This window comes from Geodermatophilus pulveris (assembly GCF_900188375.1).
GTDB lineage: Bacteria > Actinomycetota > Actinomycetes > Mycobacteriales > Geodermatophilaceae > Geodermatophilus > Geodermatophilus pulveris.
Genome location: NZ_FZOO01000013.1, coordinates 1 through 25,547 on the forward strand (window position 1 = coordinate 1; position 25,547 = coordinate 25,547).

The 25,547-nt window shown below is 75.7% G+C and carries 20 protein-coding genes and 1 pseudogene; 5 read left to right on the plus strand and 16 right to left on the minus strand.

Going from position 1 to position 25,547, the window contains the following annotated elements:
• Positions 1-121: 121 nt before the first annotated feature.
• The 4 genes from argB to CHB98_RS21855 form a co-directional block, all read right to left on the minus strand.
• On the minus strand, positions 122-1,243 hold the full coding sequence (gene argB, locus CHB98_RS19785) for an acetylglutamate kinase (protein WP_089307330.1): 1,122 nt from the start codon (positions 1,241-1,243) through the stop codon (positions 122-124).
• Positions 1,240-1,410 carry a hypothetical protein gene (locus CHB98_RS21850; RefSeq protein WP_179224721.1) on the minus strand — a complete coding sequence of 57 codons (171 nt, stop codon included), beginning with the start codon at positions 1,408-1,410 and terminating at the stop codon, positions 1,240-1,242. The genes argB and CHB98_RS21850 overlap by 4 nt, the downstream gene beginning before the upstream one ends.
• A gap of 53 nt (positions 1,411-1,463) precedes the next feature.
• Positions 1,464-2,504, minus strand: coding sequence for an N-acetyl-gamma-glutamyl-phosphate reductase (gene argC, locus CHB98_RS19790; RefSeq protein ID WP_089307331.1), 1,041 nt, complete (start codon positions 2,502-2,504; stop codon positions 1,464-1,466).
• A gap of 279 nt (positions 2,505-2,783) precedes the next feature.
• The gene (locus CHB98_RS21855) at positions 2,784-4,217 is read right to left on the minus strand and encodes a M1 family aminopeptidase (RefSeq protein ID WP_179224723.1); all 1,434 of its coding nucleotides are present in this window, start codon (positions 4,215-4,217) and stop codon (positions 2,784-2,786) included.
• A 266-nt stretch (positions 4,218-4,483) separates the two neighbouring features.
• On the opposite strand from CHB98_RS21855, the gene CHB98_RS19800 reads away from it, so the two are divergent.
• Positions 4,484-5,755 (plus strand): hypothetical protein, encoded by a 1,272-nt coding sequence (locus tag CHB98_RS19800; RefSeq protein WP_089307333.1) that lies wholly within the window; start codon positions 4,484-4,486, stop codon positions 5,753-5,755.
• A 33-nt stretch (positions 5,756-5,788) separates the two neighbouring features.
• Here the strand turns inward: CHB98_RS19800 and CHB98_RS19805 are convergent, their stop codons facing one another.
• From CHB98_RS19805 to CHB98_RS19815, 3 genes are read right to left on the minus strand one after another with little or no spacing between them, the layout of a single operon-like run.
• On the minus strand, positions 5,789-6,472 hold the full coding sequence (locus tag CHB98_RS19805) for a BPL-N domain-containing protein (protein WP_218822441.1): 684 nt from the start codon (positions 6,470-6,472) through the stop codon (positions 5,789-5,791).
• Positions 6,459-7,766 (minus strand): heparan-alpha-glucosaminide N-acetyltransferase domain-containing protein, encoded by a 1,308-nt coding sequence (locus CHB98_RS19810; protein WP_089307404.1) that lies wholly within the window; start codon positions 7,764-7,766, stop codon positions 6,459-6,461. The genes CHB98_RS19805 and CHB98_RS19810 overlap by 14 nt, the downstream gene beginning before the upstream one ends.
• A complete protein-coding gene (locus CHB98_RS19815) occupies positions 7,763-11,956 on the minus strand; it encodes a Pls/PosA family non-ribosomal peptide synthetase (protein WP_218822442.1) in 4,194 nt (1,397 codons plus the stop codon). The genes CHB98_RS19810 and CHB98_RS19815 overlap by 4 nt, the downstream gene beginning before the upstream one ends.
• Before the next feature lie 301 nt (positions 11,957-12,257).
• Between CHB98_RS19815 and CHB98_RS19820 the strand changes: the two genes are divergently transcribed.
• From CHB98_RS19820 to CHB98_RS21860, 3 genes are all read left to right on the plus strand, one after another.
• Positions 12,258-12,959, plus strand: coding sequence for a 4'-phosphopantetheinyl transferase family protein (locus CHB98_RS19820; protein ID WP_089307335.1), 702 nt, complete (start codon positions 12,258-12,260; stop codon positions 12,957-12,959).
• A 183-nt stretch (positions 12,960-13,142) separates the two neighbouring features.
• The gene (locus CHB98_RS19825) at positions 13,143-13,739 is read left to right on the plus strand and encodes a TPM domain-containing protein (RefSeq protein WP_089307336.1); all 597 of its coding nucleotides are present in this window, start codon (positions 13,143-13,145) and stop codon (positions 13,737-13,739) included.
• 300 nt (positions 13,740-14,039) lie between these two features.
• Positions 14,040-14,216 (plus strand): hypothetical protein, encoded by a 177-nt coding sequence (locus CHB98_RS21860; RefSeq protein ID WP_179224725.1) that lies wholly within the window; start codon positions 14,040-14,042, stop codon positions 14,214-14,216.
• Between the two features lie 4 nt (positions 14,217-14,220).
• On the opposite strand, the gene CHB98_RS19830 is transcribed toward CHB98_RS21860, so the two are convergent.
• A complete protein-coding gene (locus CHB98_RS19830; protein WP_089307337.1) occupies positions 14,221-15,057 on the minus strand; it encodes a hypothetical protein in 837 nt (278 codons plus the stop codon).
• A 70-nt stretch (positions 15,058-15,127) separates the two neighbouring features.
• On the minus strand, positions 15,128-16,453 hold the full coding sequence (locus CHB98_RS19835) for a heparan-alpha-glucosaminide N-acetyltransferase domain-containing protein (RefSeq protein ID WP_089307338.1): 1,326 nt from the start codon (positions 16,451-16,453) through the stop codon (positions 15,128-15,130).
• 579 nt (positions 16,454-17,032) lie between these two features.
• Here CHB98_RS19835 and CHB98_RS22585 point away from each other — a divergent pair.
• The gene (locus CHB98_RS22585) at positions 17,033-17,632 is read left to right on the plus strand and encodes a TPM domain-containing protein (RefSeq protein WP_245821462.1); all 600 of its coding nucleotides are present in this window, start codon (positions 17,033-17,035) and stop codon (positions 17,630-17,632) included.
• A gap of 134 nt (positions 17,633-17,766) precedes the next feature.
• Here the strand turns inward: CHB98_RS22585 and CHB98_RS23105 are convergent.
• The 7 genes and pseudogenes from CHB98_RS23105 to CHB98_RS19865 all read right to left on the minus strand — a co-directional run.
• Positions 17,767-18,132: pseudogene (locus CHB98_RS23105) on the minus strand (phosphotransferase); the annotation flags it as partial.
• A 19-nt stretch (positions 18,133-18,151) separates the two neighbouring features.
• Complete coding sequence (locus CHB98_RS22835; RefSeq protein WP_179224729.1) at positions 18,152-18,328, minus strand: hypothetical protein; 177 nt, start codon at positions 18,326-18,328, stop codon at positions 18,152-18,154.
• 56 nt (positions 18,329-18,384) lie between these two features.
• Positions 18,385-19,704: a UDP-glucose dehydrogenase family protein gene (locus CHB98_RS19845; RefSeq protein ID WP_089307340.1), complete on the minus strand. Its 1,320-nt coding sequence runs from the start codon at positions 19,702-19,704 to the stop codon at positions 18,385-18,387.
• A gap of 631 nt (positions 19,705-20,335) precedes the next feature.
• Positions 20,336-21,082: a hypothetical protein gene (locus CHB98_RS19850; RefSeq protein WP_089307341.1), complete on the minus strand. Its 747-nt coding sequence runs from the start codon at positions 21,080-21,082 to the stop codon at positions 20,336-20,338.
• A 236-nt stretch (positions 21,083-21,318) separates the two neighbouring features.
• Positions 21,319-22,344, minus strand: a complete 1,026-nt coding sequence (locus tag CHB98_RS19855) for a glycosyltransferase family 2 protein (RefSeq protein WP_179224731.1) — start codon at positions 22,342-22,344, stop codon at positions 21,319-21,321.
• The gene (locus CHB98_RS19860; RefSeq protein ID WP_089307343.1) at positions 22,331-23,605 is read right to left on the minus strand and encodes a glycosyltransferase family 4 protein; all 1,275 of its coding nucleotides are present in this window, start codon (positions 23,603-23,605) and stop codon (positions 22,331-22,333) included. Before CHB98_RS19860 ends, CHB98_RS19855 begins: the two co-directional genes overlap by 14 nt.
• A 149-nt stretch (positions 23,606-23,754) precedes the next feature.
• Positions 23,755-25,356 carry a lipopolysaccharide biosynthesis protein gene (locus CHB98_RS19865; protein WP_089307344.1) on the minus strand — a complete coding sequence of 534 codons (1,602 nt, stop codon included), beginning with the start codon at positions 25,354-25,356 and terminating at the stop codon, positions 23,755-23,757.
• Between the last annotated feature and the right edge of the window lie 191 nt (positions 25,357-25,547).

Sequence of the window (25,547 nt, forward strand, 5' to 3'; positions counted from 1 at the left end):
ACGTCCCACACGGTGGCGCCCGCCCCGCGGGCCAGCGCCACCGGCGGGGTGCGGTAGTTGCCCATCATCACCGCCGACCAGCGGGCCGACAGCTCGGCGGTCCGCTGCCCGGAGGTCCCGGTCACAGCGTGGGCTCCTCGTTGCCGACCGGCGCGGGGGCCGCCGCGTCGACCGCGGGCAGGACCATCGTGCCGGTGCCCTCGGTGGTGAAGGTCTCCAGCAGCAGCGCGTGCGGCAGCCGCCCGTCGATCACGGTGGCCCGGGGGACGCCGCCGTCGACGGCCCGCAGGCAGGCGGCCATCTTCGGGATCATCCCGGAGTGCAGCGTCGGGAGGATCTCGGCGAGCTCGCGGGAGTCGATCTTCTGGACGAGGGACTCGCGGTCGGGCCAGTCGGCGTAGAGGCCCTCGACGTCGGTGAGGACGACGAGCTTGGCCGCGTTCAGCGCCACCGCCAGGGCCGCCGCCGCGGTGTCGGCGTTGAGGTTGTGCACCTCACCGTTCGGGTCGGGCGCGACCGTGGAGACCACGGGGATCCGGCCGGCCTGGATGAGCGCCTCGACCGTCGTCGGGTCCACGTCGGCGACGTCGCCGACCAGGCCGACGTCGACCTCCTCGCCGTCCACCACCGCGGTGGTGCGCTGCGCGGTGAACAGGCCGCCGTCCTCGCCGGAGAGCCCGACGGCGAAGTGGCCGTGCTGGTTGATCAGGTTGACCACCTCGGGGCCGACCTGGCCGGTGAGCACCATCCGGACCACCTCGATGCTCTCCTCGGTGGTCACCCGCAGCCCGCCGCGGAACTCGCTCTCGATGCCGAGCCGGCGCAGCATCCGGGTGACCTGCGGGCCGCCGCCGTGCACGACGACCGGGAGGATGCCGCAGGTCCGCAGGAACACCATGTCCTCGGCGAACGCCCGCCGGCACTCCTCGTCGACCATCGCGTGGCCGCCGTACTTCACCACGATGACCCGGCCGTGGAACTCCTTGAGCCAGGGCAGCGCCCCGGTGAGCACCTCGGCCCGGAAGCGGTCGCCCTCGGGGTCGTGCCGGCGCATGACCCGGCTGCTGCCGATCCGCCGCCGGGCCGGCCGGGGCGGTGCGGCGGGCAGCACGTCGACCGCCGCCTCGGCGGCCGACCCGGCGGGCAGGCGGTCGTCGATGAGGACCTCGGTCGGCGTGGGGTCCTGCGTGCCGGCCAGCACCGGGTGCTGCGTCGTGGGCGCGGGAACGGAGTCGATGCTCATGAGGGGGCCAGGCTCTCGTGCGCGGAGGACAGGGACAGGTCGTCGGTCCGGACGGGGGCGGACCGGTCACCGGCGCCGGTGGCGACGTCGATCGCGGTGGCGCGGCGGGCGGGGTCGGCGGGGACCGGGCCGGGTGCCCGGGGGCCGGTCGGCAGGACGACGTCCACCACGTCCTGGCGTTCGTTCCCGAGCGGGCGTCCGGTTCGGCCGGGCGCACGTGTCACGGTGCGACCCCGACGAGGGGCAGGCCGGTGGTCTCGGGCAGGCCCAGGGCCAGGTTGGCGCACTGGATCGCCGCTCCGGCGGTGCCCTTGGTCAGGTTGTCCACCGCCGCGACCACCACCAGCCGACCCGCGTCGGGGTCCACCGCGACCTGCAGGGCGAGGGTGTTCGCGCCCAGCACCTGGGCGGTGGTGGGCCACTGCCCCTCCGGGAGCAGGTGCACGAACGGCTCCTCGGCGTACGCCTTCTCGTACGCCGCCCGCGCGGCGGCCGCGTCCACCCCCGGGGCCAGCCGTGCCGAGCAGGTGGCCAGGATCCCCCGGGCCATCGGCACCAGCACCGGGGTGAAGCTCACCGACACCCCGGTCCCGGCGGCCGACGACAGGGTCTGCACCATCTCCGGGGTGTGCCGGTGCACCCCACCGACCCCGTAGGCGCTCACCGCACCCATCACCTCGCTGCCCAGGAGGTGCGGCGCGGCCTTCTTGCCCGCCCCGGAGGTGCCGGTGGCCGCGACCACCACCACCTCCGGCTCGACCAGCCCGCCGCCCAGCGCGGGCGCCAGGGCGAGGGTGACCGCGGTCGGGTAGCAGCCGGGCACCGCGATCCGCCGCGCCCCGGCCAGCGCCGCCCGCGCCCCGGGCAGCTCCGGCAGCCCGTACGGCCAGCTGCCCGCGTGCCCGCCGCCGTACCAGCGCGCCCACGCCTGAGGGTCGTTCAGCCGGTGGTCCGCGCCGCAGTCGATGACCAGCACGTCCGCGGGCAGCTGGGCGGCGACCGCCGCGGACTCCCCGTGCGGCAACGCCAGCACCACCACGTCGTACCCGGCCAGGTCCGCCGCCCCGCTGGGGCGCACCTCCCAGTCCGCGAACGGCAGCAGGTGCGGCGCCACCTCCCCCAGCCGCCGCCCCGCGCTCGACTGCGCGTGCACCCCGGCCAGCCGCAGGGCCGGGTGCCCGGCCAGCAGCCGGCACACCTCACCCCCGGCGTACCCGGTGGCGCCGGTGACCCCGACCGTCCACGTCCGCCCCGTGTTCACGCTGAGTGACAGTACCCGCGTTCGCGCACCCCTCGACGTACTCCGAACAGGTGACGTGCGGCTCCCGCCCCGCTCACCCGCGCCGGTCCCCGACCCCGCGATCGCGCGGTTCCTGGCGGGCAGGACACCTCCCGGACACCGCGCGGCCACCCGTTCGGGGTCTCCCGGACCGGTGCGGACCGATCGGTGCGACACGCGCGACCGGTGACTCTGAGTGACCCACCGGTGCTGTTCGGTGCCGCTGCGGGCCCCGGTCCGGGTGCCCGCAGCCGGCGCGGCTCAGCGAAGCGCGCCGACCTCGCGGAGCACCCCGAGGACCTCGGGCAGGTCCGCGAACGCCGCCTCGACGTCCCCCGGGACGACGACGGAGTGGGCGTTCGTCGCCAGGTAGTCGGCCAGGGCGGCGTCGAACGCCTCCTCGCCGACCCGCTCGCGGGCCTCGACCAGCGCGGCGCCGCCGAGGGTGTAGACCGTGTCGTAGTAGGTGCTGCTGGGACGGCGGAACTCCTCCGCCCAGTAGGTCATCGACTCACCGACCGGAGGCGCGTCGCGCGCCGCCAGCTCCGCGTACGTCGGCCCCTCGCCGTCGGCCACCGCCTGGGCGAACGTCGCGAACGACTCGTCCAGCCACGGGTGCTCCCCCTGGTCGTTGCCCACCCAGCCGTAGAACCACATGTGCGCCAGCTCGTGCGTGACCAGCCCCCGCCGCCGCTCGGGGTCCACGTCGCCGAACTGGATCGCCCCGGGGAACTCGATGCCGCTGCTCTGGCTGGACAGCACCACGACCCACAGGTCGTCGTAGGGCAGGGGGCCGAGCAGGTCCACCAGGCCCCCGGTGGACTCCTCGATCTGGTCCAGCCAGTCCTCCGGACCGGCCGCCCCCACCTCGCGGTCCACCCCGACGCGCACCCGCGTGCCCCCGACCGTCCGCTCGGCCACTTCGAGGTCGCCGACGGCGACGGCGACGTCGCGCACCGCCGGGGCGGTGAAGCGGTGGACGGTCGTCCCGTCCGGCCCGGGCTCCGTGCCGTCCACGGCGCCGGTGCCCAGGACCTCGTACCCCGAGGGGGCGACGACCTCCAGGGACTCCAGCAGGAAGTCCTCGCTGACGGCGGTCTCGCCGATGACCGGGACGGCGGGCCCCCGCTCCCACCCCCGCTCGCGCTCCCACGCCAGCAGCGGGAACGCCGTGGCGAACCAGGCGACCTCCGCGGCGGAGGACGTCCCGACCCGCTCGTTGACCTGCTCGCCCAGCACCAGGTCGAACGTCACCTCGGCGGTGACGGTGTCCCCGGCCGACAGGCACTCGGCCAGCGGCACCTCGACGAGGGTGCCCGGCGCGCCCTCGGGGGCGCCGGCGGGGACGTCGACGAAGGCCGCGTCGCGGCCGTCCACCCGGACGCCGGAGACGGTCAGCGAGCTGCCCGCCCTGGCGGTGGCCGGCTTGTTCGGCCAGGACCGGAAGACCAGCTCGCAGGTGTCCAGGTCCGGGGTGAACTCGACGACCTCGCGCCCGGACGCCGAGGCGAGGTCGGGGGCCATCTCGAAGCGGAGGTCCACCACCGGCCGGTCGCGCCACGGCTGGGCGACGTCGCTGTCGGCGTCGGACCCCTCGGGCGCCGGTCCGTCGTCCGGGACGGCGGAGGTGCACCCGGCGGCCACCAGGACCGAGGACGCGAGGGCGACCGTGACCCACCGTCGACCTCTGCGCATCCCCGTCCCCGTGAGCCGATCGACCGGGCACCTGCCGGTCGCACCACCCATGGTGACGCCCCGGGCGACCAGGACGTTCCCCGCGGCCCGGCCCGGGCGACCGTCCGTCATCGGCAGCCCGTCCGAGGTCACCGGGACGGGTGGGACCGGTGGGACAACTGTTACTGACCGTTATCTGGCGGATGCGGAGAGCGTGTGTGAATCTCGGTGCGTCACAACGCAATCACCGTCCGTTGCCTCATCGACGGACCTCCGGAGGCCTCCTCGTGCGCAGTCCCCGCTCCACCGCCGGCCGCCGGGCCGCCGTGCTCACCGCGGCCGCCCTCGTCACCCTGGCCACCGCGGCGTGCGGCCCCGCCGACGTCCGGCTCGGCGCAGCCGGTGCCGCCGGCGGCACCGAGACGGACACCCACGCTCCGACCGGTCAGTCGCAGTCCCTCGGGGACGCGGCCGCCGTGCCGAGCACGCCGGTCCCCGACCCGGCGCCGGTCCCCCCGCCGGCCCCGCCCCAGGTGCCGGCACCGACCCAGCCGCAGGCCCAGGCACCGGCCCAGGCACCGGCCGAGGCGCCGGCCCAGGGCCCCGTCGTCGGGTCCGCCGGCTCAGCGGCCCAGGACGCCGGCCGGCCCGTCGAGCCGACGGTCCCGGCCGAGCTGGCCCCCACGGCGTCGGGGGACCCGGCGACCGACCGGGGACGCAGGGGCCGGGACGCCTCCCGCCAGAGGACGGGTGCCCCGGCGGCGGGCGCGCCCGCCGCCGGGCCGGCGGCCTCCGCCTCCGGCCCCGTGGCCGCCGCGGCCCCTGCCGCCCCCGCGGCCGGCGGCGCCTCCGGCGGGTCGGGCGGCGCGTACACCGACCAGGGCGGCCAGTCGTTCACCGCCGCCAACGGGCACAGCGGCAGGTACCTGCGCTACGCCGCCGGGGTCGACCCGGCCCGGCCGGTGGGTCTGGTGGTCTACGTCGACGGCACCGGCGAGTACGGCATCGACAACCCCGGGTCCTCCTACGCGCTGGGCGGCCCGTCGGGGCTGGTGGCCACCAGCCGGGCGCGCAACATGATCACGCTCGCGGTGGAGAGCCCCGACCAGTCCTGCGAGTGCTGGCACACCGGGGACACCAGCGGCTACGCCGACTTCCTGGCCGAGCTCATCGAGGCCCAGCTCGCCGGGTACCCGGTCAGCGAGGTCTGGCTGAGCGGCTTCTCGTCCGGGGCGCAGGAGATCACCCGGTTCCTCGTGCCGCGGCACCCCGAGCTGATGCGGCTGGGCGGCGGCTGGGTGGTGTTCGGGGGTGGCGGCCCGCCGGCCGACGGGGGGTCGGCCGTGACCGCCGCCCGCATGGCCGGGGTCCGCGGCCACTGGTTCACCGGCACGGCCGACACCGCGGTCCCGCTGACCGCCTCCTGGGGAGCGCAGGCCGGTGAGCGGTGGTATGCCGCCCGCGGCGTGGCCACCTCGCGCGACTTCCCGCAGGGCGTGGGGCACGCCCTCGACGGCCGGCTGGGGCGCACCGTGGGGCAGCTGATCGACGCCTCCTGAGCGGGGCCCTCCCCGCGCGGGGAGGGCCTCCCGTCAGGACGTGCGGGTGACCTGCAGGACCCGGTCGACGAGGTCCTGGGTGAGGTCGGCGCGGACGTCGGGCGGCACCGGGAGTCCGCTGTCGGTGTACCAGTCCGGCGAGGCCTCGGGGTGCGGCCCGACGACGCCGACCGCGCCGCGGCCGAACGGCGCGACGACCGCCGCAGGCAGGCCGTTGTCGTAGGTGGCCAGCACCTCCGCCGGGCCCCGGGTGGGGTCCAGGTCGAACCACGGGCCGTCCTGGAAGAACACCCGGCGGCGACGCCCGGCCCAGGTCAGCGTCACCAGGGCGTCCCCGTCGTGGTCCGGCTGCGCCTCCGGCGAGGAGATGTACCGGTCGGCGTCCCCGGGGAGCAGGCCGAAGCCGGGGGTCTCCCCGGCCAGGTAGCCGCCGAGGCAGAAGCCCAGGTAGCCCCCGCCCGAGGCGACGAACTCCCGCACGGTGTCGGCCGACCGGGCCAGCTTCCGGTACGCCCGCTTCAGCGCACCCCCGCCGGGCTGGGCGTACAGGCGCGCTCCGGCGAGCACGGCCGGCTCCAGCCGGAGGTCCTCCCGCGGCCCGACGAACCGGACGTCCAGGGCCCAGCGGCTGCGCCGCAGCGCGGCCGCCACCGCCTCGGGGCACCCGGGGGTCGACGCCGGTCCGCGGTAGACCAGCGCCAGGTCAGTCCCGGGCACCGGCCCCCTCCGCGCGGGCGAGTCCCGGCTGCACCGCGCGGCGCACGGCGCCGGTCGTCCGGGCGACGACCTCCTCCAGCGGGCCACGGAGGTGGAACCGGCTCCACACCAGCGCGAAGGAGACGACGATCACGACGTGGACGAGCAGCCCCCGGACGCCCCCGGGCAGCACGGTCAGCACGACCAGGTGCAGGGAGTACAGCGTCAGCGTCATGCTCCCTGCGGCGGCCAGCGGCCGCAGGAGGGCGGTGGTCGTGCGGCCGACGAGGATGCAGACCCCGAGGAGCGCCAGGCTCAGCCCGATGGTGAACGCGAGGTCCAGCGGCGTGGTCGAGTGCGGCGCCGTGCTCGCCAGCCACCACGGGGTGTCGGTGGGCGTCGTGCCGCTCCACCCGGTCGCCAGCACCTCGGCCAGCTGGCCCGAGGACATCCCCGCCGCCCTCGAGGCCTGCTCGATGTCGGCGCGGCCCCCGAGGACGTCGAGCAGCAGCCAGGACACCGCCTGCGCGGCCACGGCCAACCCCACCCCGGTGAGGGTGATCAGCGCGACGGTGCGCCGGGACTGCAGCAGTGCCCGCCCGACGGCGAGACCGGCACAGAGGTAGGCCATCCACGGCAGCGCCGGGTACACGCCGGTGAGCGCGAGCTCGCGCAGCGTCTGACCCGGGTCGCCGACCAGGGCGCCGAACGTGAGGTTCGGCACCGTGTCCGGCACCGGCGTGCCCGACCGCAGCCAGTGGCTGAGGACCGGCACGACCACGGCGATCGCCGCCGCCAGCGCGATGAGGGCGCGGCTGGACAGGCCGATCAGCGGGATGGCGAGCACGAACAGCAGCGCGTAGTACGGGAGGATCACCGAGGCGAGGTCGGGGACCACCAGCGAGCCGAGCAGCAGGCCGACCACACCGATGAGCAGCGCCCGGACGAGGAGCGCCGCCGCGTGGCCCGGCCAGGTGCGCGCAGTTGGCCGCTGACGGCGGCCGGTGGCGAACGCGACCCCCACGCCGGCCAGCAGCGCGAACAGCGCCGCCGACTTCCCCGCGGCCAGGGTCCAGGCCAGGGAGGGCTCGCCCTCCGCGTCGACGGAGTCGACCGTGTGGACGGCCATCATGCCGACCAGCGCGATGCCCCGGGCGGCGTCGATGCCGATGAGACGGGCGCCTCCCCGCCGCTGCGGGGCGGTGCTGGCCGGGGTGCCGGACACGTCGCCGGCCGGGGCCGGCTCGCAGGCGTGGTGTAGCGACGCGGGCCCGGCCGGGGTGCCCCCCGGCGCCGTGGGCAGGCCGGCGGTCATCGCCGGCCCGCCGCGGTCGCACCCGAGGAGACCCCGCGCCGGGTGCGGGCCGGCGGCGCCGTCGGCGCCCGCCCCACCTTCTGGGCCGGGATGCCGCACCAGGTGGTCTCCCGGGGCAGCACCTCCCCCTTCATCGCCAGCGACAGCGCGGCCAGCGTGGCGTCGTCCTCCACGACCGAGCCGTAGAGGACGACGGCCTTGTCGCCGATGGTGGCGCGGTCGCGCAGCACGACGTGGTCCATCTTCATGACGCGGTCCTCGAACAGGTGGGTCTGCAGCGACGCGTTGGCACCCACCGAGACGTCGTCGCCGATGGTGACGAGGTCGAACTCGGTCAGGTACGTGGTGTCGACCAGCGTCCGCCGGCCGACCCGGGCGCCGAACAGCCGCAGCGCCGGGCCGAGCAGCGGCGTCCCGGTGAGGAACGTGAGCAGGGCCGGGACCGCCGCCGCCTCGTAGACGCCGGTGACGAACTCCGTCCGGCGCACGAACCCGCTCCACAGCGGCCGCACGCGCGGCCGGTACCGGCCGACGACGGCCCACTTCAGCGCGGCCACGGCCAGCACCACCAGCACGCTGGAGGTCAGCGCGACCAGCGGGGACAGCAGCACGGTGGCCACGGTGTCCCACGACAGCGCGAGGGAGGACAGCGCGTAGAGGGTCGCGAAGGTCGCCACCGCCAGCAGGGAGCTGGGCAGCACGATCCGCAGCGCCTCGATCGCGTACCGGTTGCGGACCTGCCGCCGGGACGGCGAGAACAGCTCCGCCTCGGTGAACTCCTCGAACACCTCGCGGCGGGGCAGGAAGAACGACGGGGAGCCCAGCCAGGAGGTGCCCGGCTCGGTGCCGGTGGTCGGCGGCACGCTGCGGACGCCGACGAGCGACCCGTCGCCGAGGTGGGTGCCCGACGGGACGAAGGCGGCGTTGCCGACGAACGCCCGGGAGCCGATCTCGGTCCGCCGGAAGGCGACGTGCCCGTTGGCGTAGGTCGCGCTGCCCACGCTCGCCATGTCCGCGACGAAGGCGCCCTCGCCCAGGGTGAGCAGGTCCGGGTCGATGTTGGCGATGGTGGAGACCTCGGCGCCCCTGCCCACCTTCGTGCCCATCGCCCGCAGCCACATCGGCGTGTACAGCGTGGCGTACATCGTGTTGTTGAACAGCAGGCTCATCTCGAGCAGCTTGTCGCCCAGCCACTTCTCCAGGCCCAGCTGCGACCGCAGGTGGTGCACCCCCTCCGGGGTCGCCGGCAGCACCAGGCGGCGGGCGCCCAGGACCAGCGCGCAGGAGGCGGCCACGAAGACCGGGCCGGACACCGCGGTGGCCAGCAGAGCGGCCGCCGTCCCGTAGGTGAGCAGGACCCACCACACCACCGCCACGACCGGCAGCAGGATGAGGAACGGCAGCACCTCGAGCAGCAGGACGCCGCCGGCGAAGCCGGCCAGCAGGGAGCTGGACCACCGCCGCGGGGCGCTGGCGCAGCCGGCCATCAGCTCGACGACCGGGTCGACCGCCTCGGGCGCCGGCCGGGCCGGGGACCCGGCCCACGACTCGCCCGCGGGGACGGTGCGCCCGGAGGTGAGCAGCGACGTGTCGCTGAGGATGGCGCCCTCGCCGACCTCGGAGCCGCACTCCAGCACGCTCTCGGAGCCGATGACCGCGCCGGCGCCGATGGTCACCGGGGCGATGGTCAGCACGCCCTCGGCGACGCGGTGGGCGTGCAGCTGGGTGCCGTAGCCGACCGTGGCACCGCGGCCCACCCGCAGCAGCGAGGGCAGCGAGACGTCCGCCGTCCCGATGTGGGCCTCCTCGTCGACCTGCGCCCCGGCCAGCCGGAGGTAGGTGACCGCCCAGGGGGACCCGCTGAGCACGGTGAGCGGCGAGATGGACACCAGCTTCTGCAGGGTCCACACGCGCAGGTGCATGCCGCCCCACAGCGGGTGCTCGCCGGTGCGCAGCCCGCGGGACAGCAGCCGCACGCCGACGACGGGGACGGCCCAGCGGCCGAGCAGGTAGACCGCCGGGAGGGCGACCGCCAGCTGCAGCACCAGCGCCAGGGAGGGCTGGCCGTCGTTGAGCCCGTACAGGACCCCGACGGGCAGCAGGAAGAGCATGACGATGGCGTACAGGACGGCCACCTGCGCCGTCCCGAACGCGACCACCCGGTTGCGGGACGGCGGCTGCGGACGGGGCTCGCGCGGCTCCAGCGTGACCGGGTCCGCGGTGGCGCCGGCTCGGCTGCCCTCCTCGAGGAAGGCGGCCAGCTCCCGGACGGTGGGGTGCTTGTAGAAGTCCAGGATGGACAGCCCCGAGCCCAGCTCGCTCTCCCGCATCGCGGACACCACGTTCGCCGCGACCAGGGAGTGGCCGCCGAGCGCCTCGAAGAAGTTGGCCTCCACGGACACCGCGCCGGCGGGCAGCCGCAGGGTCTCCTCCCAGAGCCCGGCGATCCAAGCCTCCGCCGGGGTCGCCGGCGGCTCGAAGTCCCGGGCGCCGCGGATCAGCCGGGGGCGGGTGGGCGCGGGCAGCCGGCCGCGGTCGGCCTTGCCGCTGGGCAGCATCGGGATGGACGTGACCACGTCCAGGTAGGACGGGACCATGTACGGCGGCAACTGGGCCACCAGCTGCTCGTGCAGCTCGGCGACCAGCGCGTCGGCGGCGCCGGCGGCGAGGGTCTCCGGGCGCAGCTCACCGCCCGGGCCGTCGCCCCGGAGGATGACGTACCCGGCCAGGTCGCCGCCGGTGTCCGAGGAGGGCAGCAGGGTGACGACGGCGCCGGTCACCTGCGGGTGCTCGAGCAGCACGCTCTCGATCTCCTGCAGGTCCACGCGGTGGCCGCGGACCTTGACCTCGCTGTCCGCGCGGCCCAGGTACTCCAGCTCGCCGTCCGGGAGGAAGCGGCCCAGGTCCCCGGTGCGGTAGATGCGCTCGCCCGGGATGCCGCGCGGGTCGGCGATGAACCGGTCGGCGGTGAGGTCGGGCCGGTTGACGTAGCCGCGGGCCACGCCGGGCCCGCCCACGCAGATCTCCCCGACGCCGCCCGGCGGGACCGGCCTGCGGTCGTCGTCGAGCAGCGTGACCCGGTAGGTGGGCAGCGGACGGCCGATGGTGACCGGCTTGCCGGGCCGCAGCTCGGCCATCGTGCAGGTCACGGTGGTCTCGGTCGGCCCGTAGGTGTTGAGGATCCGGCGGCCGGGCGCCGCCCAGCGGTCGACCAGCTCGCGCGGGCAGGCCTCACCGCCGACGTTGACCGTGCGGATCAGCGGCAGGACGCGGTCGAGGGTCGCCAGGACCGTCGGGACGCAGTAGATCATCGTGATCTCGTGGTCCTCGAGGAAGTCGGCCAGGCCCGACCCCACCCGCCGGCCGTCCGTGGGACCGGCGACCAGGGTCGCGCCGACCGCCCAGGTCGGCCAGATCTCCTCGATGGAGAAGTCGAAGGCGATCGTCATGCCCTGGTACACCCGGTCGGTCGGCTCGACCCCGTAGAGGGACGGCACGATGCCGACGAAGTTGCAGATGCTCGACTGGGTGACCTCGACGCCCTTGGGCCGGCCGCTCGAGCCCGACGTGTAGATGACGTAGCAGACCGGGTCGCCGTCGAACTGGATGCCGGGCCGGGCGCTCGACTGGACCGCGAGCTCGCCGCCGAGCTCGTCGAGGTACAGGCTCTCGCAGGGCAGCGCGGCGGTGGACGCCGCGAACGGGGTGGCGGTGACCAGCAGGCGCAGCGAGGAGTCCTCGGCGATGTACTGCAGCCGGTCCGCGGGCGCCTCGGGATCGATCGGGACGAACGTCGCCTCGGTCTTCGTGACCGCCAGCAGCGCCACGTAGGTGTCCACCGAGCGGTGCAGGAGGATGCCCACCCGGACGCCGGCCCGCGCGCCCCGGGCCATCAGCAGGTTGGCCAGCCGGTTCGCGCGCTGGTCCAGGTCCGCGTAGGAGACCCGCTCGCCCTCGCACTCCAGCGCGGTGGCCGACGGCCGCTCGTCGCAGGTGCGCTCGAAGAACCGGCTCAGCCGGGTGACCAGCGAGCGCTGACCCGAGATCTCGGCCACGAAGTTGTCGTGCAGGCGGTATGACGTGGCCGTGTTGTCGCGCATCTCGTGTCCCGGAGCGGCGGTGGGGGCCTGCTGCTCGACATCTCCCGCGAATGTCGAGAAGAAGTCCCAGTCATCGCTACTAGTGCTCATGTTTTCACTCTCTGCATCCTCCTCTACGGCAACTCCACGAGGCTAGGCGCGGGTCTCCCGGACGCGCAAAGACCGGCGGGGACACCGGAGAATGCGGGATCGAAACCTCGTGACCAGCGGGAATAGATGGTCCCTCACAGGCGATGACGGGGGTGTTCCTGAGCGTGAGCATCATGCGGGGAATGGCGGCGGACATCGACGGTCGGTCGTCGAGTCGTCACGGAGAACGCATCGGTACCGCAATCGACAGGCCCCGACACGCCCGGATCACCCCGGGCGTCGGCAGGCACCGGTGAGAGACGTGTCACCCGATCGTGGCCCTCTGGTCCTCCTCGCCCGCCCCGAGGACGTGCTGCGCGCCGGCGGCCGGCACCTGCTGACGCCCGCGGAGCGCCGGCGGGCCGCGGCGCTGCGCTCCCGGGCCGACCGCGACGCCCACGTCGCCGCGCACCTGCTGGTCCGCCACTGCGCCGCGACGCACACCGGCCGGCCGGTGGAGACGCTGGAGCTCGTGCAGCGGTGCGACGGGTGCGGGTCCATCGAGCACGGCCGGCCCTCGATCGCCGGGCTGCCCGGGCTGCACGTCAGCCTCGCGCACACCCGCGGCGCCGTGGTGGCCGGCGCGGACCGCCGGCCGGTCGGCGTCGACGTCGAGGGCGCGCCGGCACGGCCGCCGGACCCGGCCACGCTGACCACCGCGCTGACCGACGCCGAGGCCGCCGCCGTCCGGACGGCGGCCGACCCGTCGGCGGCCTTCCTCCGCTCCTGGGTGCGCAAGGAGTGCCTGGTGAAGGTCGGTGCGCTCACGCTGGACGGGCTGTCGCGGGTGGGACTGGACCCCGCGACCGACCGGGTGGCGGAGGACGGGCGCACGCGCAGCCGGTTCGGCCCCCTGCACCTCGTGGACTGGTTCGACCCGGTCCTGGGCGTCGCCGTCGCTGCCGCCGGCTCCACGCCGCCGGTCGTCGGCACCCCCGGCCCGTGGGCCGTCCGCACCCCCTGACCGCGCCACCGGCGGCCGGGTCGCTGAACCGGTCTGGCGGGGTCGTCCGAACCACCGGTGTCCCGTCCCCCGATGGGGTCCATCACCCGCTCCACCGGCGCATCCGTGCCCTCCGCCGGCACATCCGTGCGTAGAGTCCCCGCCCCCTGGGGCGAGTCCGTCCCCGTCCCGTCGGAGGTCGTCGTGCGCAGGCCCGTCATCGTCCTCGGCGTCCTGGCTCTCGTGCTGTCGAGTGCCGGGACGGCGTCCGCCGAGCCGCCGCTGGAGGTGGGCGCGGGGATCACCGACCTGGCCGGGGCGCTCGGCACCGGCACGGTGGCGGCCGCCGAGCGGGCCGTGGAGGACCTCGCCGCGGAGGACGGCCTGGTGCTGTCGGCCGTCTTCGTCCCCTCGTTCGGCGACGCCGAGCCGGGTGCGTGGGCGCGGGACTCCGCCCGGCTGTCCGGCTTCGACGAGGACGACCTGCTGCTGGCCGTGGCCGTGGGCGAGGAGACCTTCGAGTACGGCTTCTGGGTCGACGAGGACTTCCCGCTGTCGGACGTCGACGTCGAGCGCGCCGTCATCGCCGAGGTGGAGCCCCGGCTCGCGGCGCGCGACCGGTCCGGCGCGGTCGTCGCGCTGGCCGAGCAGCTCGGGGGGCTGGTGGCGGCCGAGGAGGAGGCGGCGGCCGCCGCGGGCCCGTGGTCGGCCCGCACCACTATCCTCGTCGTCGGCGGGGTGGCAGCTGTCCTCCTCGTCGCCCACCTGCTCTCCCGTCGGAGGTCCTCGATCCCGTCCTGACGGCCGGGGCCGCGGCGCACGCCGGCGTCCGTGGTCCGGGGCACACAGCGGCCTCACAGCCCGGTCACCGGGGGGTCGCAGGCGTCCCGTCCACGCTCCCCGGCCATGACCTCCCCGACGGTGATCTCCCCTGAGTCGACGCCTGTCCCCACGGCTGCCCGGCCATCTCCCCGTGGCGTCCCCGCCCCTCCTGGCGGGGGGTCCGAGGCGGGCCCGGGGTACGTGAGCCTCGCCGCTCCGCACGACCCGGCGCGGTGCGCCGGCCGCGGGTGCTCCCGGCACCACCCGAGCGACCACCACATGCGGACCTGGCCACGGGTGTGGCGGGAGTTCTACGGCTACTCCGACCGGCTGTGCCCGCACGGCATCGGGCACCCCGACCCGGACGACGTCGTCCACCTGCAGGCGCTGGGCGGGGCGTGCACCGCCCACCCGTGCGACGGGTGCTGCACCGCACCCCTGCGCACCGGCGGGTGACCGCTCAGACGGTCTGCCGGACCGCGGAGGTCTGGGCGGCCCGGGCGTCCTCGTCGCGGCGGAGCACCCAGGAGGCGGGCAGCACCAGGCGCGGGGCGACACCGACGAGGACGGCGACGAGGACGGCGACGCCGGCCAGTGCCTCCCCCGACTCCTCGAGGTAGGTGGCGGTCACCGCCCACGGCGCGGACACGACCGTGGACACCGCCGACAGGCCCACCGAGGCCGCGGCGTAGCCGGCCAGGCAGGTGAGCACCCGCCGCCGGTCGCGGCGCTCGTCCCGGCTGACGAGGGCCAGCACGCCGATCACGGCCGCGGCCAGCGCGGCGCTCAGCACGACCGCGCCGGCCGGGCCGGCCGCGGCGGACAGGGCGATCACGGCGTCGACGTGCAGGGTCCCGCCGGCCTTGACCACGGCGACGGCCGCGCAGACCAGCCCGACGGCGAGCCACCAGGTGCGGCGTCCCGGCGTCCGGGCCGCCCCGGCGACCGCGGCGACGGCGGCCGCGGCGAACAGCGCGGCGACGAAGGTGCGGGGCGCGGACCAGGGGGCGTCCATGGACAGGGTGCGGGCCACCGGGCCGGTGGCGCCGGCGAGCCGGGCGACGTAGCCGGCCGTCTCGAGCAGGACGGCGGTCGCGGCCAGGGCGACGCCGACCGGCGGGAGGGGCACGCGGCGGCGCGCGGTGCGCAGCCGCACGTCGGGGACGGCGGGCGCGGCGGCGGTCAGCGGCCCGGCGGCGCGCAGGTCGGCGACCCGGATGCCGCGGCCGACGACGACGGCCACGGCGAAGGCGAGCAGCACCCAGAGGACCAGTCCCCCGGCGACCCAGATCCACACGTGCCGGACATCGGCACAGCCGCCGTCCGCCCTGATCCCGCGCCGCGGACCACCACCCCGACGGGTGAGGTCAGCTCCGGGCCGCCCCGGTGCCGGCGCCCGCCTGCAGCACCCGCCGCCGGACGGCGCCCGTGGCCTGCGCGACGATCTCCTCGAGCGGGCCGCGGACGTGGGAGCGGCTCCAGAGCAGGGCGGAGCCGACGACGAGGAGGACCTGGACCAGCAGGGAGACCAGGTCGTCGCGCGGCATGGTCCCGGAGCCGAGCAGCAGCAGGTGCAGGCAGTACAGGGACAGGGTCATGCTGCCCGCGGCCGAGAGCGGCCGCAGCGCCCGGGTCGTCGTCCGGCCGACCAGGATGCAGACGCCGAGGACGGCCAGCCCGACGCCGATCGTGGACAGCAGGTCCAGCGGGGTGGTCGAGTGCGGCGCCGCCGTCGCCAGCCACCACGCCGTCTCGGTCGGGGTCGTGCCCGCGGGGCCCCACAGCAGCAGGTCGCGGTACTCCTCGGGCGTCCGCGCGGCCAGCGCAGCCGCCTGCAGGTCGGCGCGCCCGCCCAGCACGTCGAGGAGGGACCAGGAGACCAGGCGGGCGCCCACGGCCAGCCCCACGCCCACCACGACCAGCAGCGCCACGACCCGCCGGGAGGACAGCAGCGAGCGTCCGACCGCCAGGCCCACGCAGAGGTAGGCCAGCCACGGCAGGGCCGGGTAGGTGCCGGTGAGCAGCAGGTCCCGGAACACCCGTCCCGGCTCCCCGACCAGGTCGGCGAAGCCGTAGTTGGGCTCGGTGACGAGCTGCTCGCCGGCCCGCAGCAGGTGGCTGAGCACGGGCAGGCCGATCGCGACGGCCGCAGCGGTGACGAGCAGCGCCCGCACCGACAGGAGCAGCAGCGGGATCGCCAGCACGAACAGCAGCGCGTAGTACGGGAGGATCACGCCGGCCAGCGAGCGCGACACGAGCGGGCCGAGGAGCAGGCCCACCGCCCCGACGAGCAGCGCGCGCACGGCCAGCGACGCGGCGTGCGCCCCCCACGCCCGGCCGGCCGGGGGCCGCCGCCGTCCGGTGGCGAAGGCCACTCCGACCCCGGCCAGCAGCGCGAACAGGGCGGCCGAGCGGCCCGCGGCCACGTCCCAGGTCAGCGAGGGACCTCCGTCCGGGCCGACCGGGTCCATGACGTGGATGGCCATCATGCCGAACAGCGCCAGCCCGCGGGCCGCGTCGATGCCGACCAGGCGCGGGTTGCCCCGCTGCACCGGCGCGGTGCTCGCCGGGCTCCCGGAGACGTCCCCGGGCTGGGCGGGCGCGCAGTCGTGGGGCAGGTCCGCGGCGGCCGCCGGAGCGGTGCGCGGCGGGTCCAGCACGCCGTCCCGGGCGCTGCGGTCCCCCGCGCTCACCGGCGACCCGTGGCGGTCGTCCGCGAGGGACCGCGGCCGGGCGCGGGCCGGACCGGCGCGGTCGCCGCCGCTGCGGGAGGGACGTGAGAGGGTGCCCGGTCCCCGCGGGTTGCCGTCATGTCGCTGCTCCCTGGATCGCGGGACGTCTCGGCTGCCGGTCCTCGGCGACCGTCCCGGTGCGCGCCCGACTGTCGTCGGGGCACGGGGGCACAGCCACCCCCGGATGGCGAAACGCTGTGACTCGGTGACGTGACGTCACCGGCGACGGGGCGTTCCGTCACCGGAGGTGAACGGATCGTGAACCCCGAGGACGGCCGCTCCGTCCGGCGAGGCGCCCGTGGCCTGCCGGGTGCGCGGTCTGGCGGGGCGTCACCGGGGCGCCCCGGAGCGTGCCCACACGTCGGCAGAGCGGGCCGGACGTGCGGTCACCCGGGGTGGGCGGGTGCAGGCGCCCCCCGGACGAGGGCACGGTGGCACGTGGGTCCCAGGACGTCCTGGGCACCGTGGGACCGGAGCCGCCGACCCCGCCGGGCGTCGGCACCGAGGCTCGGGTCCTCCCGGAGTCGTCGGAGGTCGAACGTGTCCAGGGCTGTCGTCGTCACGGGTGTGCTGGCACTCGCGCTGTCCGTCGCCGGGCCGGCGCGGGCCGCACCCCCGCTGCAGCTCACCGACCGGGTCACCGACCAGGCAGGGGCGCTCGGTGACGACGCGGCGGCCGCCCGCGAGGCGGCGCAGTCCCTGGCCGAGGACACCGGCGTCGGCCTGTACGTCGTCTTCGTGCCCTCGTTCGACGCGGTGCCACCGGAGACGTGGGCCGAGCGGACCGCCGAGCTGTCCGCGCTGGAGCCGACCGACGTGCTGCTCACCGTCGCCGTGGGCGAGGGCGAGGGCACCTACGAGTACTCCTGGTGGGTCGACGACGCCACCCGGCTGTCCGGGGTGGCCGTCGAGGCCGCGATGACCGGCGAGATCGAGCCGCGGCTGGCCGCCGGTGACCGATCGGGCGCGGTGGTGGAGCTGGCCGGGCAGCTGCGCCCGCTCGCCCGAGCGGCGGAGGAGGCGACGACCGCGACGTGGTCGGGCACGACCACCGCCTGGGTGGTGGCCGCCGTCGCCGTCGTCCTGCTCGCCGGCCACCTGCTGTCCCGCCGCCGCTCCACCGCCCGCCCCACCCGGTAGCCCGGCGGGCCCCGGCCCGTCGCCGGACCGGGACCCACGGGGTGCCGGTCAGCCGTCGACCGCGGAGCCCTCGAACTGCTCCTCGTCGTCGCCGCCGACGGTGCCGGCGTCCTGCTGCACCGGGAGTCGGCCAGGTCCAGCGCCGGCTGCCCCAGCGCGAGCAGGTCGAGGTCGAGCAGGCCCACCGACCCGTCGTCGGCCACGAGCGCCTGCCGGTCGTGCAGGTCCCGGTGCACGGCCACCAGCGGCCCGCCCGGCGCGGTGGTGGACTCCCGGGTCACCGCGCGCACCTCGTCGTCCGGGTCGCGGTCACCCAGCCAGGAGCGGGTCGGCCCGGTCCAGCGCAGCAGCACCGCGGCCCCGGCGGCGCCGTCGTGCACCGGGGGCCGGCGGGGGGTCGTCCCCCGGCGGCAGATCGGCGAGGGTCCGGCCGGGCAGCCACTCGCCGACCACCAGGCCGAGCGCGCGGGCTCGCAGACCACCAGGGCGGACGTGCGCACCCAGCACGGTCGCCGGCTGTCAGCGGCGGGAGGCGGCCAGGGCGAGGATGGCGTCGGCGGTCTGGTCGGCCGTGGTGAGCGGGCGGTCGGCCCGATCCCGGACGTCGGCGAGGCGGATCCCCCGCCCCAGGAGGACGCCGACCACGAGGGCCGCGATCATCCAGACGACCAGCCCGCCGACCATCCACGCCACCATGCACCGGACATCGGCAGTCGCCCTGCCCACCGTGACCGACGGACGGCGCGCCGTCGTCAGCCGGCGCGGCGGCCCAGGGCACGGTAGGTCCAGCCGGCGGCGGTCCAGGCCTCCCGGTCCAGGGCGTTGCGCCCGTCGAGGACCCGCTTCTGCCGCACCACCTGACCGAACGCCACCGGGTCCAGCTCGCGGTACTGCCGCCACTCGGTGAGCACCAGGACCGCGTCGGCGCGCGCGGCGGCCTCCTCGGGGGTGTCCGCGTAGTCCAGCTGCGGCCACTGCCGGCGGGAGTTGTCCACCGCAGCGGGGTCCGTGACGCACACGACGGCGCCCTGCAGCTGCAGCTGGGCGGCCACGTTGAGCGCCGGGCTGTCGCGGATGTCGTCGGAGTCGGGCTTGAACGCCGCACCCAGGACGGCGATCCGCTTGCCGAGCAGGGAGCCGTCGCACACCTCTCGGGCCAGCTCCACCATGCGGATCCGGCGGCGCATGTTGATGTTGTCCACCTCGCGCAGGAACGTCAGCGCCTGGTCCGCACCCAGCTCCCCGGCCCGGGCCATGAACGCGCGGATGTCCTTGGGCAGGCACCCGCCGCCGAAGCCGAGGCCGGCGTTGAGGAACTTGCGGCCGATGCGGTCGTCGAAGCCGATCGCGTCGGCCAGCTGCAAGACGTCGGCCCCCGTGGCCTCGCACAGCTCCGCCATCGCGTTGATGAAGCTGATCTTCGTGGCCAGGAAGCTGTTGGCCGCCGTCTTCACCATCTCCGCGGTCGCGTAGTCGGTGACCACCTTCGGGGTGCCCCGGGCGACGATGTCGGCGTAGACCTCGTCGAGCGTCCGCTTCGCGGTCTCGCCGTCCGCGCCACCGGGCAGGCCGTAGACCAGCCGGTCGGGGTGCAGCGTGTCCTGGACGGCGAACCCCTCGCGCAGGAACTCGGGGTTCCAGACGAGCACCGCTCCCGGCACCTTCTCGGTGACCACCTCGGCGAGGCGCGCGGCCGTCCCGACCGGCACGGTGGACTTGCCGACGACCAGGTCGCCGGGGGCGAGCACCTGCAGCAGCGACTCGGTCGCCGCCTCCACGAACCGCAGGTCGGCGGCGTACTCGCCGCGCTTCTGGGGGGTGCCCACGCACACGAAGTGCACCTGGGCGCCGGCCGCGTCGGCGACGTCGGTGGTGAACCGCAGCCGCCCGGTGGCCAGCGTGCGGGCCAGCAGGTCCTCGAACCCGGGTTCGTAGAACGGCGCCCGCGCCTGTGCCAGGGCGGCGATCTTCGGCTCGTCGACGTCGACGCCGACGACGTCGTGGCCCAGCTCGGCCATCGACGCCGCGTGGACGGCGCCCAGATAGCCACAGCCGACGACCGAGATGCGCATGACCCTGCCTCCTGTTCTCGACCACTCGGACGGTGAAGTGCAGCACGGGACCCCTGGGGATGCGCACAGGCCCGGATCGGGACGTCGGTCCACCCGCTGGCAGCATCTGCGTCATCGATCGCCACAGACAGCTGAGGCGAGGACTCCTGGATTGAGGTCTACTGGTGACGGCGGGGGGGGCATGCCGACGAGGAGGCCTCCGTGGGGTGGGTGTGGACCGCCGTTGGGGTCTGGGTGCTGCTCGCCGTGCCCATCGCGGTGCTGTTGGGTCGGGTCATCCGCCGCGCCGACCACCAGGAACACGAGGCGTCGACCGACGGCCCCGTCCCCCGTCCGGTGCCACGGCGGCCGGCCCGCGGACCCGGCCCTCACCGGTGAGCGGCTGACTCCCGCTGACCCTCTCTACCGGGACGCCGGTCGCGTCGGCGCCGACAGCAGCACCTGACCGCGCCCCGCCGGTGTGGCGGGGCGCCCATCGCCCTCCTCCCGGCCGGAGCATCGGGCAGCTCACGTGATCCCGACCGAGGACGAGAGGTCGCTGGCGCGGTTCGGCCTGGCCGTCAGTGGGACACCGTGAGCACGGCGGTGTCGGCACGGTCCTGGACCGTGTGGCGCGGTCGAACCACCCGGCTCACCGGCTCACCGGCTGGTGCGGTGCCTCGACACACTGCGTCGAGGCGGGTGCGCGGCCGAGGGCGGCGGCGTGGCTCGACGCGGCGAAGAAGAGGAGCGTGACGGCCAGCATCTCCAGCAGCTCCTCGCTGCTGGAGACGAGGATGTACGAGACGGAGTCCACGGTGAGCAGGTCTGCCAGCCAGCCGTTCACCGCGTCCAGCCCCAGGACTGCGCCGAGGTAGATGGCGCCGGCCAGGGCGACCAGGCGACGGGTCGTCCGTGGCAGACGGTGCAGCAGGCGCACGCCGACCACCGAGAGGGCGACCAGGACGACCGCGGCGCCCGACAGGGCCACCACCATCAGCGGGCTCCCCTGGTCCAGTGCCTGCCGGGCGTGGGGCTCCAGCCGTTCGTGCACCTTCAGCAGCTCGTCGAGCGACGCCGCGGCGCACCCGATGGCCAGCAGCGTCCAGACACGGCCCTGGCGGCCGTCCCGCGTGGAGGAGAGCAGACCCGCACCACGGCACGCCGCGGCACAGAGCACGAGCAGGGACGCGGTGAACCAGGTCGGGACGTTGGCCTCGAAGTCGGTGCTCAGTGCGCTCAGCCCGGGGAGGTGCGCCCAGCCGGGCCGGTCGGCGTCGGCCACCGAGTGGCCCATGGCCAGGTTCACCAGCCGTAGCAGCAGGCTCACCGCGTTGAGGACGACGGCGGCTGCGGCGAACTGGAGCGACAAGCGCCGCGCCGAGCCCACCATCACCACCGTGTGGAACCTCCCGACCTCGTCGGGTAGGGAGTAGACCGCAGGAGGCGGACATCGCACAAGGTTCACGTCCCGTTCATCCGTCGACTCGCCTGCAGGCGCACGGTCGTCGCGGCGGCTCCGCTGATCCGGTCCCCGCCCCGGCGGCACGGTCCGGGGTCCCGGCGTCCTGCGGGACGGCTGGTGGATGTCACCGCCCCCGTCCGTGCGCTGGGCGCCGCACGGTCTCTGCGCCGTCACACCGTCCGCTGCGTCCAGCGCACCTGCCGGGGGGTGGTCCGCGGTGGCCGGCCGGCCACCAGCTGCCCGGCGAGGACAGCGGTACCCAGGGCCAGCGGCGTGACCTCGGCCCACCGCCGCCCGGCCACCGCCCGGGCCAGGCGCTCGCCGGTCCGCAGCGACCGGCGGAACTGCAACTGCCGCCAGGCGCGCAGGGACGCCGTTCGCTGGCTGGGGCTGTTGTCCGGCGACGCCCAGGTCTTGCGCCGGACCCGGTCCAGGTTGCAGACGAACTCGACGGTGCGCCTGGTCATCTGGCCCGGGTGCTGCCGGTACCACGCCACCTGGCCGAGCACCGGGACGTAGCGACCGTGCCGGGTCATCCGGGTGTAGAAGTCCCAGTCCTCCAACTGCTGCAACGACTCGTCGAAGGAGCCGACAGCGGCGACCGCAGAACGTCGGTGCAACCCGACCGCCGGCGGCCAGATCGGACCGGCCACGACGACCTCGCCGAAGGACAGCGGCTCGTCCGGTGCCACGGTCCGCAAGCGCCATCCGGAGAGCCCGCGGCGGTCCCGCTGCCGCTCCGGGTGGAAGCCCGGTAGCAACGGCTCGCCGCGCTCGTCCATCAACTCCGCCCACCCCCAGGCGCCGACGGCCTCCGGGCAGCACTGCAGCGCGCCGACCAGGTCCGCGAGTGCGGTCGGGCACCAGGTGTCGTCGGAGTCGAGGAAGGCGACGTACTCCACCGACGGGGACAACTCCCGCAGGCCGGCGTTGCGGGCCCCCGACAGACCGCGGTTGGGCTGCCGGACCAGGCGCATCCGCGGCTCCTGCCGGATCACCTCCGCGGCGGCAGCCGCCGTGCCGTCCGTGCTGCCGTCGTCGACGACGATGCACTCCCAGTCGGTCACGGTCTGGTCGATCACCGAGTGCAGGGTCGCCGCGACGAAGCGCTCCACGTTGTACGCGGGTACGACGACCGCGATGCGGGGCCGGGGCCCGGCGGCGTCCGAGGGCTCCGCGCCGTCACCGGGCGGCACGGTCCCCCCTTCCCCCTGCGACGAGGACGTGATCGACGACCGCGGTGACCGCCTCGACGGCCGCCTGGGGCCGGTAGTGCCGCCGGTAGTGCTCGGTGCCGGCCGCGACCAGCCGCGTGCGCAGCGGCTCGTCCTCGACGACCCGGCGCACCGCCTCGGCGATGGCCTCGGGTTCGTCGCGGACGAGGACCTGCACGTCGTCGCGCACGCCCAGGCCCTCGCAGCCGAGCGCGGTGCTGACGACGGGCACCTCGTAGGCGAACGCCTCGATCGCCTTCAGCCGCGTGCCGCCGCCGTACCGGGTCGGGACGAGCGCGACATCGGCGCCGGCGAGTTCCTCCCCGACGTCGTCGACCGGGCCGACGAGGTCGACGCCGGGCAGACCCCCGAGGTCGGCGAGGCGGTCGGCGTTGCGGCCCACGAGACGCAGCCGCACCCCGGGGAGGAGCCGGCGCAGGGCCGGGAGGACGTCGGTGGCGGCGAAGCGCGCCGAGTCGGCGTTGGCGTCGGTCTCCCAGTTGGCGACGACCACCACCCGCGGTCCCGTCTCCGCGGCGGACCGGTCCCGTCGCGGACGGGCCGCGGGTTCGGGATAGGTGTTGGGGATGACGGCGACGTGCCCGGCCCCGAGCCGGTCGACGTCGAGGTGGCTGCAGACGACGACCGCGTCGGTGGCGGCGGCCACCTGGGTCTGGATGCGCCCCCACAGGGGCAGCTCGATGCGCCGCTGCAGGCGCTCCAGCCGGTCGCCCGCACCGGCATCGAGGTAGGCCTGCCAGGCCGCGGTCTCGATGTCGTCGTAGTCCACGACCGTCCGCCGGGCACGGAAGGCCCCCCGCAGCCCGTGCGCCAGGTCCATGCCGCCGAACCAGACGAGGTCGTACTCACGGGCGGACCAGTCCGCCAGCTCGCCGCGGATCCGGTCCCAGCGCTGGGCGCCGATGCGCACCGGCAGCCCGCGGGCCAGGTTCACCGCCGCATGGACCTGCCGGTACGGGTCCGGGCTGATCCGCCGCCACTCGCGGACGCGCACGTCCGGCGGCACCGGGGGGACGTCGTCGGGTGCGGTCGAGAACAGGACGGCGAGGTCGACGTCGCCGACCGCGGCGAGCCCGCGCAGGTTGCCGCTCTGGCGCAGCCGCTTGCCACCGTCCAGCGGCCAGGCGACGTCCGGTAGGAGCGCGAGGATCCGCGGTCGCTGCGCCGGGGCCCCGGCTCCGTGCGCGCCACGGGGCTCCCCCGCGAGGTCAGGTCGCTCCACCGTTGCTCTCCTCTGCCTGGTCTGCGGCCGGTGCACCACCGGTCGGAGCCCCAGCGGCCGGGACGTACCGGGCCGATGCGGTCCGGCTGGTCAGCGTAGAAGCCCGCAGCGGCCGGCTGTGACGGTCGGTCCCCGGGGACCGACCCGGGTCAGGGACGGTGACCGCCGGCGCTGTCGGACCCGACAGTCGATCGGGCGCGACGGGGGAGGCCGGGTGTCAGCACCGCAGACGCGACACCGGCCAGCCGGCCCGGCAGGGCCCCCTGCAGCCAGGCGACGTCATCGGCACCCAGGACGGGCACGACGCGCGAGACGGCGAAGGCGACGGCGAGGAAGGTCGCGCCTCCGGCCATCAGCCCGATCCACCCGCCGAGGGCGCCCGCCCCCAGGGCGGCGGCAGCGCTGGGGACCGCCACCGCCGCGGCGCGCAGCACGACCGCCGGGGGCAGTCGCAGTCCCCGCAGTCGGCGGGCGGTCCAGCCGACGACGACGGTGGCGGCCACGGTCTGACCCGTCACGTTGGCCGCGACGGCCCCGGCCGCCCCGTGGTCGGGCACGAGCAGGAAGGCGAGGGCGATGTCCGCGACGGCACCGATGGACATACCCGCGAGCACGGGCGTGAGCCGTCCCACGCCCTGCCAGTACTGCTGGAGGAGGTGGGCCACAGGGGCGCAGAGGAGCGTCAGGCACAGCCACGGGACGAGGGCCGCCGCTCGCTCCGCGTCCTGGTAGACCACCCGGATCAGCGACGGGCCGACGGAGGCCAGGGCGGCAGCGAGCAGCACGGCGATGGCGACGAGGACCCGGAGGGCCCGCGAGATGGCCTGTTGGACGCGCGTGGTGTCCCCGGAGGCGGCGACCGCCGCGATCGACGAGCTCGCCGCGCCCGTCGTCGACGTGCAGACGTAGTACGCCATCGACACCAGGGCGAAGGCGATCGAGTACACGGCGATCTCGCGGGCGGTGGAGTAGACGTCGAGGAAGAGCAGCTCCAGCCGCCGCTCGACGACCTGGGTCAGCAGGGAGACGAGGGTGAACATGCCGACGAGGCCGGCCAGCGGGCGCAGCCGCATCGGTGGTCGGGTAAGGACGACCTGACCGGGGCGGTCGCGGCCGCCCCGGATCGACCAGACCGCCACCAGCAGGGCCACCGATGCGATCGCCTGGGCGAGGAACACGCCGGCGACACCGAGACCCGCGAGCAACGCGACGATGCCCAGCAGCGGTGCGGTCGCCTGGGTCACCAGCCGACGGACACCGACCGGCCCCCAGCCGTCGCGGGCGATGCTGCGGGCCGAGAGCGCCCAGCTGGCCGCGTCGATGCCCACGGTGCCGCCGGCGATGGCCCAGGCCAACTGCTCGTTCCCACGCGCCAGACCCAGGAGCACCAGTGCTGCTCCGGACACCACGCCGACGCCGACGTGCAGCACCAGGGACACCCGGGCCAGCCAGGCGGCGTCGAGCGCCGCCCCGCGCCCGCGCGCCGCGCTGAGCGCTTGGACGGACGCGCTGAACAGCGGCATGACCGGGAGCGCGACGGCGAGCGAGGCCACATAGGCGATGAAGTTCTGGACGCCCTGCGCCTCGATGCCGAGGGTGCGGTTGATGACCACCGACAGCAGCAGCGTGGTGACCATCGGCATCACCGTCGCCGCGGCGTTCCAGATCCCCCCGGAGAGAGCGCGCCGGCTCTCCCCGGGGGCGAACGGCTCCTCGGCGACCGGGTCGGGCTCTCCGTCGGCCGTGCTCACGGGGTGGCCGGCCGGGCGGCTGCCGAGCCCACGACGTGGGCAGCGGGTTCTGTCACGGGAAACCTCCTCGACCGGGCGGCAGCATCGTAGGTGGGGCCCCGTGGGGGATCAGGACGGCGTCGGGCCGGACCGCCGCGGAGTGCGGCCGCACCGGTCGCGCGCGATGGCGAAACGCTGACGGTCGGATCCGG

Excerpts from the sequence above, each read along its gene's own strand:
- CHB98_RS19810 (WP_089307404.1), bottom strand. The coding sequence starts at position 7,766 with ATGACCGCCGGCCTGCCCACGGCGCCGGGGGGCACCCCGGCCGGGCCC.
- CHB98_RS19815 (WP_218822442.1), bottom strand. The coding sequence starts at position 11,956 with ATGAGCACTAGTAGCGATGACTGGGACTTCTTCTCGACATTCGCGGGA.
- CHB98_RS21860 (WP_179224725.1), top strand. The coding sequence starts at position 14,040 with ATGCGGACCTGGCCACGGGTGTGGCGGGAGTTCTACGGCTACTCCGAC.
- CHB98_RS22835 (WP_179224729.1), bottom strand. The coding sequence starts at position 18,328 with ATGGTGGCGTGGATGGTCGGCGGGCTGGTCGTCTGGATGATCGCGGCC.
- CHB98_RS21855 (WP_179224723.1), bottom strand. The coding sequence starts at position 4,217 with ATGCGCAGAGGTCGACGGTGGGTCACGGTCGCCCTCGCGTCCTCGGTC.
- CHB98_RS19845 (WP_089307340.1), bottom strand. The coding sequence starts at position 19,704 with ATGCGCATCTCGGTCGTCGGCTGTGGCTATCTGGGCGCCGTCCACGCG.
- argB (WP_089307330.1), bottom strand. The coding sequence starts at position 1,243 with ATGAGCATCGACTCCGTTCCCGCGCCCACGACGCAGCACCCGGTGCTG.